The organism is Microbulbifer agarilyticus S89 (genome assembly GCF_000220505.1).
Lineage (GTDB): Bacteria > Pseudomonadota > Gammaproteobacteria > Pseudomonadales > Cellvibrionaceae > Microbulbifer > Microbulbifer agarilyticus_B.
Genome location: NZ_AFPJ01000007.1, coordinates 201,544 through 219,031 on the forward strand (window position 1 = coordinate 201,544; position 17,488 = coordinate 219,031).

A 17,488-nucleotide genomic window follows, 5' to 3' on the forward strand; every position below is an offset into this window, starting at 1 on the left:
AAAAACGCCAAGAAATCCAAGTATTTACGCGCATATTGCCGCTGTTCCAGCGGCTGCGCATTACTCGCCATTACCCGGTTAGACGCCAAGGCTCAGCGAGGATTCCATTTCAGCAAGTGTTTATTCAGTTTCTCGAGCTTGTCTTTATCCCACCCTGGCGGCGCAATCAGCGCATGCCAGGCGCGCACATAATCTGCCGGCGCATAACTGTGGCCAAACCCCATGGGGGCAATCCCCGCGTGCATATCCATGGCGAGCTGCAGCATGGTCACAATCGGGTACCAGTTGAGATCCGGGGAAACATCCCGCGCCCGCGGTTGCTTCATCCAGTCCGGTTCCCGATACGCCGCTGCCGGGTCGAAGAACACGATGGGGTCACTGCCGTGTTGCAGGTACGCGATGCGGAACTTGCCCCACTCGGCCTCGCCGCTATCGTAGCCCTCGTAATGATTGCCGAAGCGCACCACCGCGCCCTCGCGGAATTGGGGCAGCCAGGCGGGAGAGCCTTCATCGCGCTCGGCGGTTACCAAGCGCCAGGTATCGCTACGGAACGGGGGGCCGGTCCACAGGGCACCGTGGAAGGGGTCGTCGATAATGTCGTAGAAGTCGAACGAGCGGTCGGAGTTCAGTGCCCCCAGGCTCAAGCCAAACAGGTACAACCTGGGGCGGCTCGCCTCGGGCAGGCCACTCCAGTAGCGGTATACCGCCTCAAATGCGGCACGGGCCGTCTCACGCCCGTAGGCGTCTTGCGTCATCAACGCGATGGGGCTCGGCAGGTAGGAGTACTGGGCTGCGACACTGGCGACATCCCCGCCCAGCAGGTATTCGAGGGCGTTGATCGCGCCCGGGTCCACCCAGCCGGTGCCGGTGGGTGTGATCAATAGCAGGTAGCTGCGCTCGAAGCCCCCTACCCGCTTCAGCTCCTCTAGCGCCAGCGAGGCCCGCTGCTCCGGTGAATCCGCCGCGTTGAGGCCCACGTAGACGCGGATCGGGTCTTTGGCAGTGCCCGTAACCTCGGCAATGTCTTTCGCTTTGGGGCGCAACGCGAGATAACGCCGCCCCTGGTGTCCCATGTCTTGCCAGCGCACCAGTGAATCCGGCCCACCGGGATCCAGCTTGCCGGTCGGTGCATCCATTTCCGGCGCCACCCGCGCATCCAGGCGCTGGTAGATACGGTCCACCTGCTGCAGTACCGTGGTCAGCACGAGATTATTGAAAACCGCCCAGAACAAGGCAAAGGCACCGCACAATGCCAAAATAGTGGCGATTCGACGGGGTACCCGCCGCTGAAACTTGATGGAAAGAAAGCGGAATAGCCGCTTGAAGAGCTTGGCAATCAGCAGGAATACGGCAAATACCAGCACCGCCACGAGTGCGATAACGAATGGCCGCACCGTGGGCGCCACCTCGAGCCCCATCAGCTCGCGCACGGTATTCTGCCAGTGTGCAGCACGCCACAGGAAACCGAGCGCCAGCAACGAACAAAGCCCGCCAATCACCCAGTGCAGAGGGCTACGCGTACGCTCGGATAGTGAAGGCAACTCCAGAAAGCGCCACAACCAGGTGAGGAACACGCCCACGCCATAACCAGCCGCCAGTGCCGCGCCCGATATTACACCCTGGGTAATCCCCTCCCGCGGAATCAACGAGGGGGTCAGCGACAACGCGAAAAACGTTGTGCCGAGCAGCAGACCACCTGTGGAGAGAAAGTGCGGGATCCGCATCCGTGACTGTCCGGTTATCCTTGATCAAGAATTAGACTAGCACACGGGCGGTAATTTGCGCCGACTGCGCCGCCGATCTTGCGCGCTGACGCTGGCGACTGCACCGGGATAAACCGCGGAACCGGCTGAGGAATGCAGAAAGCATCTCGGGCGTGAACAAGCGTGCAGAATTATGTGAAGAAAGCCGCGTGTTTCGGCACAATATCTGGTTTAATTCATAACAACTCAAATAAGCAGAGCGGAGAGCCGAACATGTTCTCAACCACCAAAATGCAACACCTGATGCGCAACGTGTGCTTCGCCGGCCTGGCGGGCGCCGCACTCTTTACCGCCGCATTGACCCAAGCTGAGACCGTTGAGGTGCCCGTGGGCGAACAGGGCTATGTAGAAGAAGCCGGCCAACTGCGCGGCAAGAAGCAGGAACAGGTGACCCAGGAGATTGGCGAACCGATCAATATTCAGGGCCCGGTAGGCGAGCCAGCCATCACGCGCTGGGAGTACGCTGACTTTTTTGTCTACTTTGAGCACGACCGTGTGCTGCACACCGTGGCCAAGAAGCACGGTAGCTAAGCCAGCGCTTATGGCCCGGTGATTACGCCGAGGCCTCAAACAGCAGGCATAAAAAAACGCGCTCACTTAACGGTCAGCGCGTTTTTTGTGTCCGCAAACGGCGGTTTCACGTACTACAGCGTACTAATAGAGGAATGTGGCTGTGCCCGTGGCAATCAGCTCTTCCTTCTCATTGCGCAATTCCATGCGCGTCACCACCAGTTTGTTGCCGACCCGCAAGACGGATCCCTCGCAGATGAACTCTTCGCCGCGACCGGGCTTCAAATAATCCACGCGCATATCCACGGTACCGAGCCGCATCAAGCGCTGGACCTTTTCATCCCAGTCGATCGCCCCACCCATACGCTGATACGCGGCCACCATCGCGGTAAAGCCTCCCACGGTGTCCAGCGCCGTGGCGATCACACCACCGTGCAGAATATTCTGAAAGTGGTTACCGATCAGCTCGGGCTTGGTGACGAATTTTCCGGAAAGGGTCTGCTCGGCAAAATTGAAATCATGCAGAGCAAGACCAATTTCACGCACAAAAGGCACCTGTTCAAAGATGCCCTCTACCAGACCTCGAAACTCCGCGGGGGATGGTTCCGTCACAGACGCATTACTCGGTTGAGTCCATCTAGGGCGGCACTGCGATACGCCTCTGCCATGGTCGGATAGTTAAACGTGGTATTCACGAAGAAATCGATGGTGTTGTTTGGCGCAGGCTGTTTCATGATCGCCTGACCAATGTGCACGATTTCTGCGGCCTCCGCACCAAAACAATGGATGCCCAGGATTTCGTGCGTCTCGATATGGAACAGGATCTTCAGCATACCCACACGCTCACCCGAAATCTGTGCACGTGCCGTATGCTTGAACAGTGCGCGGCCTACTTCGTAAGGCACTTTGGCACTGGTCAGCTCGGACTCGGTCTTACCGACGGAAGAAATTTCTGGCAGCGTATAAATACCGGTCGGCGCATCTTCGATAACCCGGTGGCCGCGGCCCACAACTGCGGCTGCCACCGCCCTACCCTGATCGTAGGATGCGGACGCCAGGCTCGGCCAGCCGATTACATCACCAACCGCAAAGATATTGTCCACTGCGGTGCAGTAATGCTCGTCCACGGCGAGCTGGCCGCGATGGTTCGCTTCCAGGCCGACGTTCTCCAGGCCAAGATCGGTGGTATTACCGGAACGGCCGTTACACCACAGCAACGCATCGGCAGAAATCTTCTTGCCCGATTGCATTTCCATCACGACACCACGGTTGCTACCGGTCACCTTGGCGTACTCTTCACGGTGACGCACGGTAACGCCCATGTCGCGCAGGTGGTAACTCAGTGCGTCAGAGATTTCGTCGTCGAGGAATTCCAGCAGGTGCTCACGGCTGTTGATCAGGTCAACTTTGACGCCCAACCCAGCAAAAATAGAGGCGTACTCACAACCAATTACGCCGGCACCATAGATGATGATTGCCTGCGGGGTGTGCTCCATATCCAGGATGGTATCGCTGTCATAAACCCGCGGGTGATCAAAGTCCACGTCGGCAGGGCGATACGGGCGCGAGCCGGTGGCAACCACAAACTTCTCGGAGGTGAGAATTTCCTTGGCGCCGTCGGCGAGTTGCACTTCTACCCGGTTCTCGTCCAGGAACTTGGCTTCGCCAGAAATCAGGTCCACACGGTTGCGGGCGTAGAAACTGGTGTGCATCTCAACCTGGTAGTTGATGACTTTGTTTACCGTACGCATCACCTGCGGGAAGGTCAGCCGGCGCGGCTCACCCAGTGCACGGAAAACACTTTGCGTGTTGTAACGCATCAACTGTTTTACCGAGTGACGTAACGCCTTGGATGGAATCGTACCTTTGTGGGTACAGTTACCACCGACGGCGGAGCGGCGCTCAATCACTGCAGCGCGCAGGCCTTTCTTTGCCGCGCTCATGGCCGCCGCTTCACCTGCGGGGCCAGAACCAATCACAACCAGATCGTACTTAGAATCTGCCATTGAAATGCTTTCTTCGATTTTCTTAATTTCTATCTTACGCCGAGAGCAGCCAGCGTTCCGCTGCCACTCTCTGTTCGGTTGCGCGCTTCAACGATGGAAGCGCGCTGCACACCTTACTTGTCGGTGCGCTTGGCGGTAGCGTCGTAGGCAAGGTCGGCTGCTGCAGTCTGCTTCAGCGCAGCCTGACGCTGGCGCTCCTGCTCTTTTTCGCATTCATCGTCGTCGCCGCCGCAAACCTCACAGTCTTTTTTCATACCGATTTTGTTCAGGCCACCGCAGGTACCCTTCAGCGGCTTGTTTTGAACAATCGCGCCAATCGCCATGCCGGCAACCAGCAACAGCATGATGAAGAATGCCAAAATATAAATCGTCACGGTTACCTCCCCTGACTCTCAAGATAAGGCTTAAACGCGCTGCTTGAACGCTCTTCAAACCCGGACTCTGTTTTCACCAACAGAAAAACTGCAAGCTGCAACTCTTCCGCTAATTTTAACGCGGCCTCTGCACCCATCACATTGAGCGCCGTGGCGTAGCCATCGGCCAGTGCACAGGATTCCGCGATTACCGTTACCGATGCCAATTGATGCTCGACCGGGCGGCCGGTGCGCGGATCCAGCGTATGTGCATAACGCTTGCCGTCTCGCTCGTAATAATTGCGGTAATCACCGGATGTCGCGATACCTTTACCACTCACCTTAATGGGCTTCTGCACGACCTGACCAGCAGCTGGTCGTTCAATACCGATGCGCCAGGTAGCGCCTGCCGGATTGACCCCGGCGGTACGCAATTCACCGCCCACTTCGACCAGAAAATTGCCTATACCCTTTTGGACCAGTAGATCCGCCACACGATCCACACCGTGCCCTTTGGCGATGGCTGACAGGTCAATCTGCACCGGGCGGCTACGGGTCAGCACCTGACCGTCCAGTAACAGGGCATCGGAGCCTATTTTCTCACGCGCGGCGTCAATTTGCTCGTCAGACGGCACTACCTCAGGCTCCGGGCTCGGGCCGAACCCCCAAAGATTGACCAGTGGTCCAACGGTGACATCGAAAGCACCACCGCTGTTGCGATAGATTTCCAGCGAATCGCGCATCACCAGTGCAAGGTTTTGCGACAGTTTTACGGGTTCTGCCACCGGGCCGGCGTTTACCCGCATCAACTCGGAATCGGGAATGTAGGTCGACATTTCCTGGTTCACCGCCGCGAGCTCTGCGTCTACGGCGGATTTCAATTCTGCCTGATCCAATCCTGCCGGCACATCCACCACAGTGATGTGGTAGAAGGTGCCCATGGTGGGGCCAGACAGCTTCCAGGTCGTTGGTTCCTCTTGCTCCTGTGCGCAGCCGACGAGCACAAGAAGCACAAACAAAAACAGGGCCGAAAACATCGGCCCTGTTTTTGTGGAGGTGCTGAGACTTCCAATCATGCTGGATCAACCACCGAAGTCGTCGAGCAGGATGTTTTCATCCTCTACGCCCAGATCTTTCAGCATATTGATCACCGCCGCGTTCATCATGGGCGGCCCACACATGTAGTACTCACAGTCTTCCGGAGCCGGATGGTCCTTCAGGTAGTTTTCGTACACCACGTTGTGGATGAAGCCTGTATAGCCTTCCCAGTTGTCTTCCGGCTGCGGATCAGACAGGGCGATGTGCCACTGGAAGTTATCGAACTCTTCCTGCAGGCCGTTGTAGTCGTCCTCGTAGAACATCTCGCGCAGAGAACGCGCACCGTACCAGAAGCTGATCTTGCGGGTAGAGTGCAGACGCTTCAGCTGGTCGAAGATGTGGGAACGCATCGGCGCCATACCGGCACCACCACCAATAAAGACCATTTCGTTGTCGGTATCTCTGGCGAAGAACTCACCGAAAGGACCGTAAACGCGCATGGTGTCACCCGGCTTCAGGTTGAAGACGTAGGAAGACATCTGGCCCGGTGGAATACCTTCGGTACGCGGCGGCGGAGTAGCGATACGGATGTTGAACTTAACAACGCCCTTCTCTTCCGGGTAGTTCGCCATGGAGTAGGCGCGAACCACAGGCTCGGTAACCTTGGACTCCAGCTTGAAGAAGCCAAAGTGCTCCCAGTCACCGCGGTACTCTTCTTCGATGTCGAAATCGGAGAATTTCACGTGATGCGCTGGCGCTTCCAGCTGTACGTAACCACCGGCACGGAAGTCAACGTTTTCGCCTTCTGGCAGCTTCAGGGTCAGTTCTTTAATGAAAGTTGCCACGTTCGGGTTGGATTCCACAGTGCATTCCCACTGCTTCACACCAAACACCTCTTCAGGCACTTCAATTTCCATGTCCTGCTTAACGGCAACCTGACAGGAAAGGCGCTTGCCTTCTTTCGCTTCACGCGGGGTGAAGTGGGCCGCTTCGGTTGGCAGCATGTCACCGCCACCCTCTTTCACCACGCAGGTACACTGCGCGCAGGAACCACCACCACCACAGGCGGAAGCCAAGAACAGGTTGTTTGCCGCCAGGGTTTGCAGAAGCTTGCCACCGGCAGGCACGGTGAGGGTCTTCTCACCGTTTACCAGGATGTTTACGTCACCGGTGTTTACCAGGCGAGAACGGGCCGCGAGGATAACCGCCACCAGTGCCAGCACGATGACGGTAAACATCGCAACGCCGAGAATAATTTCCAGATTCATCGTATTGCGCTCCCCCGATTAGATATCGATACCGCCGAAGGACATGAAGCCAAGAGACATCAGACCAACGGTGATAAAGGTGATACCCAGGCCTTTCAGGCCATTGGGAACATCACTGTACTTAAGTTTTTCGCGAATACCGGCCAGTGCGGTGATCGCCAGTGCCCAGCCAATACCAGCACCAAGGCCGTAAGCAACACTCTCACCGAAGTTGTATTCGCGCTCTACCATGAACAGAGACGCACCCAGGATGGCACAGTTCACGGTGATCAGAGGCAGGAATACACCCAGGGCGTTGTAAAGCGCCGGTACATACTTATCCAGGAACATTTCCAGGATCTGTACCAATGCCGCAATTACGCCAATGTAGGAGAGCAGGCCCAGGAAGCTGAGGTCTACATCGGGGTAGCCAGCCCAAGCGAGCGCACCGTCCTTCAGCAGGTAGGTGTAGATCAGGTTGTTGACCGGTACGGTGATGGTGAGTACCACGATAACCGCGATACCCAGGCCAAGCGCCGCATCTACCTTCTTGGAAACCGCGAGGAAGGTACACATCCCGAGGAAGAAGGCCAACGCCATGTTTTCAACAAAGATGGCGCGGATAATCAGAGAAATATAATGTTCCATCGATCAGGCCTCCTGCTGCGCCGGTAATACTTTGGAGTTCGGCGCAATCTTGAACTCGTCCTCTTCCACCTGCGCAGGCTTCCAGGTACGGATCGCCCAGATGAACAGGCCGATCAGGAAGAATGCACTCGGCGGCAACAGCAGCATGCCATTCGGCACATACCAGCCACCATTGTTGATGGTCTCGAGGATCGGGTAACCGAACAGGGTGCCAGCACCGAACAGCTCACGTACAACGGCCAGCGCGATCAGGATTACGCTGTAGCCCAGGCCATTGCCCAGACCGTCGAAGAAGCTTTCTTTGGGACCATGCTTCATGGCGAACGCTTCCGCGCGGCCCATCACGATACAGTTGGTGATAATCAGACCAACGAATACCGACAGCTGCTTGGAGATGTCGTACGCCAGCGCCTTGATCACCTGGTCAACCAGAATTACCAGAGAAGCAATCACGGTCATCTGCACGATGATACGAATGCTGTTTGGAATCTGGGTGCGGATCAGGGATACCAGCACGTTGGAGCAGCACACAACAACGGTCAGTGCCACACACATTACCAGCGTCACTTTCAGGGAGCTGGTTACCGCCAGTGCGGAGCAGATACCCAGGATCTGCAGCGCGATGGGGTTATTGGTAAAGATTGGCTCAAGCAGAGTATCTTTAAGTTTCATCTTATTACGCCTCCCCTGCTTTCAGGTTTTTCAGGAAGGGACCGTAACCTTCACCACCGAGCCAGAACTCGATCAGGTTATCGACACCCTTACTGGTCAGGGTTGCACCGGACAGGCCATCGACCTTGTACTCGGCGTTCGGAGTGTTCTTGTCAACACTGCCCTTGATCACGCTCAAGGCAACTTCACCATCTGGGGCGTAAGCTTGCTTACCTTCCCAAATCGCTTTCCAGTTGGGGTTGTCCACTTCACCACCCAGCCCCGGAGTTTCCTTATGCTCGTAAAAGCCAAGGCCGGCAACGGTGTTCAGGTCGTTCTGCAGCGCGAGGAAGCCGTACAGCTGGCCCCACAGACCGTAACCACGCACAGGAAGAATGATCTTCTGCAGCTCGCCATTGTCTTCGACCAGGTACACCTCTTTGATGTGCTCACGGCGAATGATCTTGGCGATATCCTGCTCTGGAGTCAGCTTGTCGCTGGCAGACGGAATTTTCGCTGCCGCACGACCACTGCCACCCGCAGGGGCTTCGTCGGTGAATTTACCAGTGCGCAGATCCACGTACTTGATGGTGACGTTATCAAACGCAGCCTCGACCGCAGCCTTACCGGCTTTGTTCGGATCGATCAGGTCACCCGCCAACAGTACGTTGCGCTTCAGGTCCAATGCAGCATTTGCCTGCTGCATCGGCTTCAGCATCACCGCAGCGGTGGAGACGATGACGGAACAGACAATACATAGCACCAGCGCTACGATCATCGTTCCCTTGACGGAATCTTTATTAGCCACGTGCCAACCTCCGTTTGATATTGGACTGCACCACAAAGTGGTCAAACAGCGGCGCGAACAGGTTGGAGAACAGGATCGCCAACATGATGCCTTCCGGGAAGGCGGGGTTCACGACACGAATCAGGACGGTCATAACACCGATCAGGATGCCGTAGTACCAACGACTCTGGTTGGTCATTGCGGCAGACACCGGATCAGTGGTCATGAAGATCAGACCAAACGCGAAACCGCCCACAACCAGGTGCCAGTACCAGGGCACACTGAAGAACGGGTTGGTTTCGGAGCCAATGAGATTGAACAACGTGGCCGTCGCCATCATGCCCAGCAAGGTGCCGGCAACGATACGCCAGCTGGCAATGCGCATGCTCATCAGGATGATGCCGGCAATCAGGATCACAAAGGTGGAGGTCTCACCGATGGAGCCGTGCATGTTACCGAAGAACGCATCCCACCAGGTCAGCGGACCGGCAGCAGCATTTACCACACCACTCTGTACGCCTTCGCTGGCCAGCACAGACAACGCGGTCGCGCCGGTGTAGCCATCCACCGCGGTCCATACCATGTCGCCAGACATGGACGCCGGGTAGGCAAAGTACAGGAAGGCACGGCCGGTCAGTGCCGGGTTAAGGAAGTTTTTACCGGTACCACCGAAAACTTCTTTACCGATCACCACACCGAAGCTGATACCCATCGCAACCAGCCACAGCGGCAGGTCGGGCGGACAGCTCAATGCGAACAGGATAGAAGTCACGAAGAAACCTTCGTTTACTTCGTGGCCACGCACTGCGGCAAACAGGACTTCCCAGATACCGCCGACGATGAACGTCACGATATAAATCGGCAGGAAGTACATGGCACCGTAGACAATGTTGTCCCAGATGCTTGCAGCGTTGTAGCTGGTCAGTGCGCCAATAATGGCGTGGCGCCAGCCTTCGAACTCAGTAGCACCGGTGTTGGCGATGATGGTATTGGCCTGGTAGCCGATATTCCACATACCAAAGAAGGCCGCCAGCATGGCGCAGGCCCACACGGTGATCATGATGCGCTTCAGGTCAATACCGTCGCGCACGTGCGCGGTGGTCTTGGTGCGATCGTTGGGCTGGAACAGGCCAGTATCAATCGCTTCGTACAGCGCGTAGTACTTTTCGTATTTGCCGCCCTTGTGGAACTGCGGCTCGATGGAATCGAGGAATTTGCGCAACATCCTTACCCCTCCTTCTCAATACGGGTCAGGTTATCCCGCAAAATGGGACCGTACTCATACTTGCCCGGACAAATAAAGGTACACAGAGCCAGGTCTTCTTCGTCCAGCTCCAGCGCACCCAGTTGTTGGGCAGTCGCGGTATCACCCACGATCAGTGCACGCAGCAGCTGAGTCGGCAGCACGTCCAGCGGCATAACACGCTCGTAGGCACCGATCGGCACCATCGCACGCTCAGAGCCGTTGGCACTGGTGGTGAAGTTGAACAGCTTGCGCTTCATAAAGTGGCTGAGGTAAATCGGCAGCGCAGAGAAGCGGTTCGCACCCGGGGTGAAGTAGTGCAGCATCGGGCGCTCGCGGCCCTCTTCCAGCACAGTCACCTGATTGTGGTAGCGACCGAGGTAACCCAGCGGGCCGCTCGCGGTACGACCGCCGAACACGGAGCCGGAGACTACACGGTTATCGGAGCCTTCGATCTCGCCAGCGGTCAGCGCTGTCAGATCTGCACCCAGGCGGGTGCGCAGCAGGCGCGGCTTGGTGACGCGCGGGCCACCCAAAGCAACGACGCGATCGGTGAACAACTTGCCGGTTTCGAACAGCTTGCCCACGGCAATCACGTCCTGGTAGCCAATGGTCCATACCTGGCGGCCGGCGCTCACCGGATGCAGGTAATGGATGTGGGTACCAGCCAAACCGGCAGGGTGCGGTCCAGCAAAGGCTTCGCGCTGTACGCTCGCAACGCTCGGCACCGGGATATCGGCGTCCGGGGCGGTGCAGACGAAGGTTTTCTCAGCCAGCTTGGACAGGATTTCAACACCCTGTGCAAAGGCTTCACGCTGCTCGGCAATCACTACAACCGGATCGGCTGCCAGCGGATTGGTATCCATAGCATTGATGAAGATGGCCGAAGGCTGGGCATCCAGAGCCGGAACCTTGCTGAACGGGCGCGTGCGCAGTGCAGTCCACATACCGGACTCCACCAGGTTCTCACGTACCTGCTCTGCGGTCAGGCCGGCCAGCTGGTCAGCGCTGTAGCTGGCAAACTGCTCGGCTTCATCGCCTTCCACTTCAATCACTACGGATTGCAGTACACGACGCACGCCACGGTTAACCGCTACTACGCGGCCCGCAGCCGGAGCGGTATAGCGTACACCGTCCGTCTTCTTGTCAGTGAACAGCAATTGTCCGAGTTTGACGCTATCCCCTTCCGCAACTGCCATGGTGGGCTTCATCCCGTTGTAATCGGGACCAACCACCGCAACAGTCTTGGCTGCAGGGCCATCGTGGATGACCTGCTCGGGCGCGCCGGATATGGGTAAATCCAATCCCCGACGGATCTTTCTCATACGCCTGTGCCTAAGTTCTAAGTTGGTAGATTTAGTAAGTTGTAAAAATTTCTGGACCTTTTGGGCCCGGATAAGAAGAAACCTTTGCGCGGGGGCTTAGGCCAATTTGAGCCTGACACAAGCCTTGAGGTGAACTCTGTACAGAGTAGCCACTAATCAGCAGCTTCAAGCCCGACGGACATCGCCGGTCGGCACCCCAGGTGATATGAAGATATGACTCAGAGTCCGGGAGCAACGCACTGCAATTGCCTTCACAAGGCGCAGTCTTTGCGTCAATTTCCCGGCACACGGCAGCCCCGCAAAATCGCGCGCATTATAAGGATCGTACAGTGGGTTTACCAGAGCAGATGGGGTCAAATAGGCCCCAGATGAGGAAATTTTTGCTGAAAAAACAAAGACTTTAGTTGGAGGCGCCACCGCCGGCCATTGCAGCCGGGGTGGCGCGGGATCAAACTGGTCAACCTGTGATCGGACAGATCAATCCCGATGACTCATGCGTCGAGCTCAGTCCTTCTTTGGGAACAGCTCGTAACGCACGCCCGCCATATCCTCCAGACAACGCACCACCTGGCAGCTGTAGCCGAACTCGTTGTCATACCAGCAGTACAGCACCGCGTTGTCGTCTTCGACAATGGTGGCGGTAGAGTCAAATACGCAGGCGCGGCGGGAGCCCACGAAATCACTGGAAACCACTTCCGGCGAATTGGTGAAGTCGATCTGCTGACGCAGCGGCGAGTGGAGTGCCACATCGCGCAGGTACTCATTCAACTCTTCCTTGGTGGTCTCTTTACCCAGGCGCAGATTCAGGATCGCCATGGACACGTTCGGGGTCGGCACACGGATCGCGTTACCGGTCAGCTTGCCCTTCAGCTCGGGCAGCGCCTTGGATACCGCCTTGGCAGCACCGGTCTCGGTCAACACCATGTTGAGGGCGGCAGAGCGGCCACGACGCTCACCCTTGTGGTAGTTGTCGATCAGGTTCTGGTCGTTGGTGTAGGCGTGTACGGTTTCCACGTGACCGTGCTCAACTCCGAACTTGTCCATCATCGCCTTCAGCACCGGCACGATGGCATTGGTGGTGCAGGAAGCGGCAGACAGGATCTTGTCTTCCGGCTTGATGTCGTCGTTGTTGATACCGTAAACGATATTCTTCAGGTCGCCTTTGCCCGGCGCGGTCAACAGCACCTTGGAGGCACCTTTGCACTCCAGGTGCTGGGACAGGCCCGCTTCGTCACGCCACACACCGGTACTGTCGACGATCAGCGCGTTGTTGATGCCGTGCTCGGTGTAATCCACCTCCTCCGGAGAGTTCGCGTAGATGACCTTCACTTCGTTGCCGTTGCAGATCAGCGTGCTGGTCTCTTCGTCTACACGAATGGTGCCGTTGAAGGCGCCGTGTACGGAGTCGCGGCGCAGCAGCGAGGCGCGCTTGACCAGGTCGTTATCCGCCTTGCCTTTACGCAGTACGATGGCACGCAGGCGCAGCACATCGCCACTGCCCGCCTTTTCGATCAGCAGGCGCGCTACCAGGCGGCCAATACGGCCGAAACCGTAGATCACCACATCCTGAGACTCAGGCAGCGGCTTGCGGGCGCCAGCGGCGTCGGAAAGCTCTTCGCGCACGAAGTCTTCGATAGACAGGCCGCGCTCGTCGCGCATGTATTTGTTGGTAAGGGTACCCAGGTCGATATGCACCGGACCCAAGTCGAGCTTGCAGATCGCCTCGAGCACTGGATAGGTCTCAAACTCAGACAGCTCGTTTTCTTCAACCTGGCGCACGAAACGATGCGCCTTCATGATGGTGAGAACGGAGCGGTTCACCAGGTTCTTGCCGTACATATAAATGCCGACGTTGCTTTCCCGGTTGAGCTTGCCAATCATCGGAATCATGGATTCCGCCAGCGCTTCACGCGCTTTCCAGTCCTTGAAAAAGTCAGCGGGCTTCGGTCGCTTCTGAGTCACAGTCAGACACCTCTGCAAAGGGTAAAATTTGGGTCTTGCCCGGGCCGGAGTACAGGCTGTGTTTTGGGCCAATTGAATGATAAGAATGGCTCAAAATCCTGCCTCCAACCGGAAGGCGGGCGAATTATGTGTATTCAAATCTGGCCGCGCAACCGAGCAAAAAACAGCCTAAAAACTGTAGTTAAACTACATTCCGGAAACAGCAAAAAGCGCTTGTCGCGCTCGCGAATCACTGCGGGGAAATGCCCCCGCCACCAGCGCACAAAACACCGACCTGCAACGGCGGCGGTTCACCGCTACAATACGGGCCCTCCAAGGCCGACACCGGTCAGAAAGCACGGAATTATAAGGAAAGATGAGTCAGCTCCCCCCTTTGTCCCCGCCCGCATTTCGCAGCCAGAATGACCGCCAATTCTGGGGGCAGCTACACGGCGCCAGCGCGGCCCTCGCCATCCTAAAGACCGCCCAGTCGAGTCCAGCGCCAACCCTGCTGATCGCCCGCAACAGCCAGGAAGCACATCAACTTGAGGTGCAGCTGAAATTTTTTAACAAGCCGCGGCGAGATGGAGTAGACGACGACACCGCTCACACCGGTGCTGGCACGCTGGAAATCTTCCAGTTTCCGGATTGGGAAATCTTGCCCTACGACACCTTCTCTCCCCATCAGGACATCATCTCGGATCGCCTGGCGACCCTGTATCGCTTGCCCCAGATGGGCAGCGGCATCGTCATTGTGCCGGTGAGCACTCTGTTGCACCGGCTGGCACCGAAGGATTATGTCGCGGGAAATGCGCTGGTTTTGAAGGAAGGCCAGAAGTTCGACCTGAACGCACAGCGCAAGCTACTTGAGCAGGCCGGCTACCACTGCGTAGACACCGTGTATGAACATGGCGAATTCGCCGTGCGCGGCTCACTGATGGACATATTCCCAATGGGCAGCAATCTGCCCTACCGCATCGATCTGTTTGATGACGAAATTGAATCCCTGCGTACCTTTGACCCGGAAGACCAGCGCACCGTCGATAAGGTCGAGCAAATCCACCTGCTCCCCGCGCGCGAATTCCCCATGCACAAACTGGCGCTGGCGAAGTTTCTCGAGCGCTGGCACGGGCAGTTTGATTGCGACCCGGGCCCGGTATCCATTTATCAGGATATCAGTGCGGGTATTGCCCCCGCCGGGATCGAATATTATTTGCCGCTGTTTTTCGATCAGTGCGCAAGCCTGTTTGACTATCTACCTGAGCGCAGCCAGGTCTTTATCCAGGGCGACCTCAAACAGCCGGTGGAATCCTTCTGGCGCGAAGCGGAAAACCGCTATGAGAGCCGCCGCGGCGACCTGACCCGTCCCATTCTGGAACCGCGCCAGGTACTGCTGAATGTGGACGAGTTTTATGGAGCCCTGAAGCACCTGCCACGCGCCTTCTTTTCCAACGAAACACTCCCGGAAGCGGAAGGTAATTACAACTTTGCTACCGGCACCCCCCCGAGCTTGCCGGTCGATGGCAAGTCCGAGCAGCCTCTGAAAGCCCTTGAAGCCTACTTAATGGAGTACAAGGGCCGCGTACTGTTCTGTGCGGAAAGCGGTGGCCGGCGCGAAGCGCTGCTGGAACTGCTCAGTGGAATTCGCCTGAAGCCGAAAACGCTCGACTGCTGGCAGGACTTTGTCGACGGTAACGATCAAATCGCCATCACCGTCTCCCCTATCGACCAGGGTCTGATGCTTGACGATCCACAGCTCAACCTGATCGCGGAACCACAACTGTTTGGCGACCGGGTACTGCAGCAGCGCCGGCGTCGCAAGGCAAAAGAGGAAGCAGACAACGCGGTTAAAAACCTGGCGGAGCTGCGCATCAACGCGCCGGTCGTGCATATCGATCATGGCGTCGGCCGCTACAAGGGCCTGCAGAGCCTCGATATCGATGGCCAGGCGGCAGAGTTTCTGACCCTGGAATACGGTGATGGCGCCAAGCTGTATGTGCCGGTGGCCAGCCTGCACCTGATTAGCCGCTACTCCGGCGCCGACGAGGAACTCGCTCCACTGCACAAACTGGGCAGCGAAACCTGGCAAAAAGCCAAGCGCAGAGCTGCGGAAAAAGTCCGCGATGCAGCGGCGGAATTGCTCGATATTTACGCACGGCGTGAGGCCCGCGTTGGCCATGCGTTTGGCGACCCCGGGCTCGCCTACCGCGAATTCACCGCCGGCTTCCCGTTTGAGGAGACGCCGGACCAGCAGCTCGCCATTGAGGCCGTGGTAGGAGACATGTTGTCCGACAAGCCGATGGACCGGCTGGTGTGTGGCGATGTGGGCTTTGGTAAAACCGAGGTGGCCATGCGGGCGGCGTTCGTGGCCGCGCATGGAGGGAAGCAAGTCGCCATGCTGGTGCCCACCACCCTGCTGGCACAACAGCACTTCCAGTCGCTACAGGATCGCTTTGCGGACTGGCCTATTTCCATCGAGGTAATTTCCCGCTTCCGCAGCAACAAGGAAGTCGAGGCCATTAAACAGCGTATCGCCGAAGGGAAAGTCGATATTCTGGTCGGCACCCACAAGCTGCTGCAAAGTGATCTCAAGTTTAAAAACCTGGGACTGTTGATCATCGATGAGGAGCACCGCTTCGGGGTTCGCCAGAAAGAAAAACTCAAGAGCCTGCGCTCCGAGGTCGACATCCTCAACCTCACCGCCACACCTATTCCGCGCACACTGAATATGGCCATGGCAGGCATTCGCGACCTGTCGGTGATCGCCACCCCGCCGGCGCGCCGCCTGTCGGTAAAAACCTTTGTGCGCGAGCGCGACGATGCGCTGATCAAGGAGGCGATTCTGCGGGAGATTCTGCGCGGTGGTCAGGTCTATTTCCTGCACAACGAAGTGAAGAGCATCGAGCGCATCGCCCGCGAGATTCAGGAGCTGGTGCCCGAGGCCCGCATCGGCATTGGCCATGGCCAGATGCGCGAACGCGAGCTCGAGCAGGTAATGAGCGATTTTTACCACAAGCGCTTCAACGTTCTGGTATGTACCACCATCATTGAAACCGGTATCGACATTCCCAGCGCCAACACCATCCTGATTGAGCGCGCGGACAAATTTGGTCTGGCGCAGCTACACCAGCTGCGCGGTCGTGTAGGCCGCTCCCACCACCAGGCCTATGCCTACTTGCTCACCCCGAACAAGCGGGCAATGACCGGCGACGCGGTGAAGCGCCTCGAGGCGATCAGCGAAGCCCAGGATCTGGGGGCTGGCTTTACCCTCGCAACCCATGATCTGGAGATCCGCGGTGCGGGAGAGCTCCTGGGCGAAGAGCAAAGCGGCCAGATCCAGAGCGTGGGCTTCAACCTGTATATGGAAATGCTGGACCATGCGGTCAAGGCTATTCGCGAAGGACGCACGCCGAATATCGACGAGCCGCTCGAATCACCTGCCGTCGACGTCAACCTGCGGGTACCGGCACTGATTCCCGATGACTATCTGCCCGACGTGCACAGCCGCCTGATCATGTACAAGCGCATTGCAAATGCGGAAGACAAGACCGCACTGAAGGAGCTGCAGGTAGAGATGATCGACCGCTTCGGGCTGCTGCCGGAGCCGCTGAAGCACCTATTCCGGATCACCGAGATCAAGCTCAACGCCAATCAGATGGGGATTCGCAAGCTGGAGGCCTCTGCCAGCCACGGGCGTATCGAATTTGCCGACAACGCGAAGGTAGACCCACTGACCCTGGTGAAACTTGTGCAGAGCCGCCCTACCTCCTTCCAATTGCAGGGCGCCAACCAGCTTAACTTTGCGCTCGATGAGAGCGGCCCGGAGCACCGTCTGCAGCAGGTCAGCGACGTATTGCAACAGCTGTCGCAATAGCGGCACACGACGGAGATCCGGGCCGCAAAGGGTGCTAAGATGGCCGAAATATCCGCCAGCTCCCCAGCAACATGCACGGTTGCTGGGCTGGCGAACCGGCGC

Annotated in this window: 14 protein-coding genes; 2 read left to right on the forward strand and 12 right to left on the reverse strand. The window is 57.5% G+C overall.

Annotation, left to right across the window (positions count from 1 at the left end):
- Positions 1 to 92 precede the first annotated feature (92 nt).
- On the reverse strand, positions 93 to 1,724 hold the full coding sequence (locus AS89_RS0101720; RefSeq protein ID WP_010130531.1) for an alpha/beta hydrolase: 1,632 nt from the start codon (positions 1,722 to 1,724) through the stop codon (positions 93 to 95).
- Between the two features lie 252 nt (positions 1,725 to 1,976).
- On the opposite strand from AS89_RS0101720, the gene AS89_RS0101725 reads away from it, so the two are divergent.
- Entirely contained in the window at positions 1,977 to 2,294 is a 318-nt protein-coding gene (locus AS89_RS0101725) for a hypothetical protein (protein ID WP_010130532.1), read from the forward strand.
- Positions 2,295 to 2,417: 123 nt separating this feature from the next.
- Here the strand turns inward: AS89_RS0101725 and AS89_RS0101730 are convergent, their stop codons facing one another.
- From AS89_RS0101730 to AS89_RS0101780, 11 genes are all read right to left on the reverse strand, one after another.
- Entirely contained in the window at positions 2,418 to 2,885 is a 468-nt protein-coding gene (locus AS89_RS0101730) for a thioesterase family protein (RefSeq protein ID WP_010130533.1), read from the reverse strand.
- Positions 2,882 to 4,279: a Si-specific NAD(P)(+) transhydrogenase gene (gene sthA / locus AS89_RS0101735; protein ID WP_010130534.1), complete on the reverse strand. Its 1,398-nt coding sequence runs from the start codon at positions 4,277 to 4,279 to the stop codon at positions 2,882 to 2,884. Before sthA ends, AS89_RS0101730 begins: the two co-directional genes overlap by 4 nt.
- A gap of 113 nt (positions 4,280 to 4,392) precedes the next feature.
- Positions 4,393 to 4,653: a (Na+)-NQR maturation NqrM gene (nqrM, locus tag AS89_RS0101740; RefSeq protein WP_010130535.1), complete on the reverse strand. Its 261-nt coding sequence runs from the start codon at positions 4,651 to 4,653 to the stop codon at positions 4,393 to 4,395.
- Positions 4,654 to 4,655: 2 nt separating this feature from the next.
- Positions 4,656 to 5,708 (reverse strand): FAD:protein FMN transferase, encoded by a 1,053-nt coding sequence (locus AS89_RS0101745; protein ID WP_100169213.1) that lies wholly within the window; start codon positions 5,706 to 5,708, stop codon positions 4,656 to 4,658.
- A 6-nt stretch (positions 5,709 to 5,714) separates the two neighbouring features.
- Positions 5,715 to 6,938: an NADH:ubiquinone reductase (Na(+)-transporting) subunit F gene (nqrF, locus tag AS89_RS0101750; protein WP_010130537.1), complete on the reverse strand. Its 1,224-nt coding sequence runs from the start codon at positions 6,936 to 6,938 to the stop codon at positions 5,715 to 5,717.
- Positions 6,939 to 6,956: 18 nt separating this feature from the next.
- Positions 6,957 to 7,565: an NADH:ubiquinone reductase (Na(+)-transporting) subunit E gene (nqrE, locus tag AS89_RS0101755; protein WP_010130538.1), complete on the reverse strand. Its 609-nt coding sequence runs from the start codon at positions 7,563 to 7,565 to the stop codon at positions 6,957 to 6,959.
- A 3-nt stretch (positions 7,566 to 7,568) separates the two neighbouring features.
- A complete protein-coding gene (locus AS89_RS0101760; RefSeq protein WP_010130539.1) occupies positions 7,569 to 8,237 on the reverse strand; it encodes an NADH:ubiquinone reductase (Na(+)-transporting) subunit D in 669 nt (222 codons plus the stop codon).
- A gap of 4 nt (positions 8,238 to 8,241) precedes the next feature.
- Positions 8,242 to 9,024, reverse strand: coding sequence for a Na(+)-translocating NADH-quinone reductase subunit C (locus AS89_RS0101765; protein ID WP_029249703.1), 783 nt, complete (start codon positions 9,022 to 9,024; stop codon positions 8,242 to 8,244).
- A complete protein-coding gene (locus AS89_RS0101770; protein WP_010130543.1) occupies positions 9,017 to 10,228 on the reverse strand; it encodes an NADH:ubiquinone reductase (Na(+)-transporting) subunit B in 1,212 nt (403 codons plus the stop codon). Before AS89_RS0101770 ends, AS89_RS0101765 begins: the two co-directional genes overlap by 8 nt.
- Positions 10,229 to 10,230: 2 nt before the next feature.
- Positions 10,231 to 11,571: a Na(+)-translocating NADH-quinone reductase subunit A gene (locus tag AS89_RS0101775; protein WP_010130544.1), complete on the reverse strand. Its 1,341-nt coding sequence runs from the start codon at positions 11,569 to 11,571 to the stop codon at positions 10,231 to 10,233.
- 504 nt (positions 11,572 to 12,075) lie between these two features.
- Positions 12,076 to 13,539 carry a glyceraldehyde-3-phosphate dehydrogenase gene (locus AS89_RS0101780; protein ID WP_081475643.1) on the reverse strand — a complete coding sequence of 488 codons (1,464 nt, stop codon included), beginning with the start codon at positions 13,537 to 13,539 and terminating at the stop codon, positions 12,076 to 12,078.
- Between the two features lie 349 nt (positions 13,540 to 13,888).
- Between AS89_RS0101780 and mfd the strand changes: the two genes are divergently transcribed.
- Positions 13,889 to 17,386: a transcription-repair coupling factor gene (gene mfd / locus AS89_RS0101785; RefSeq protein ID WP_050901625.1), complete on the forward strand. Its 3,498-nt coding sequence runs from the start codon at positions 13,889 to 13,891 to the stop codon at positions 17,384 to 17,386.
- Positions 17,387 to 17,488 lie beyond the last annotated feature (102 nt).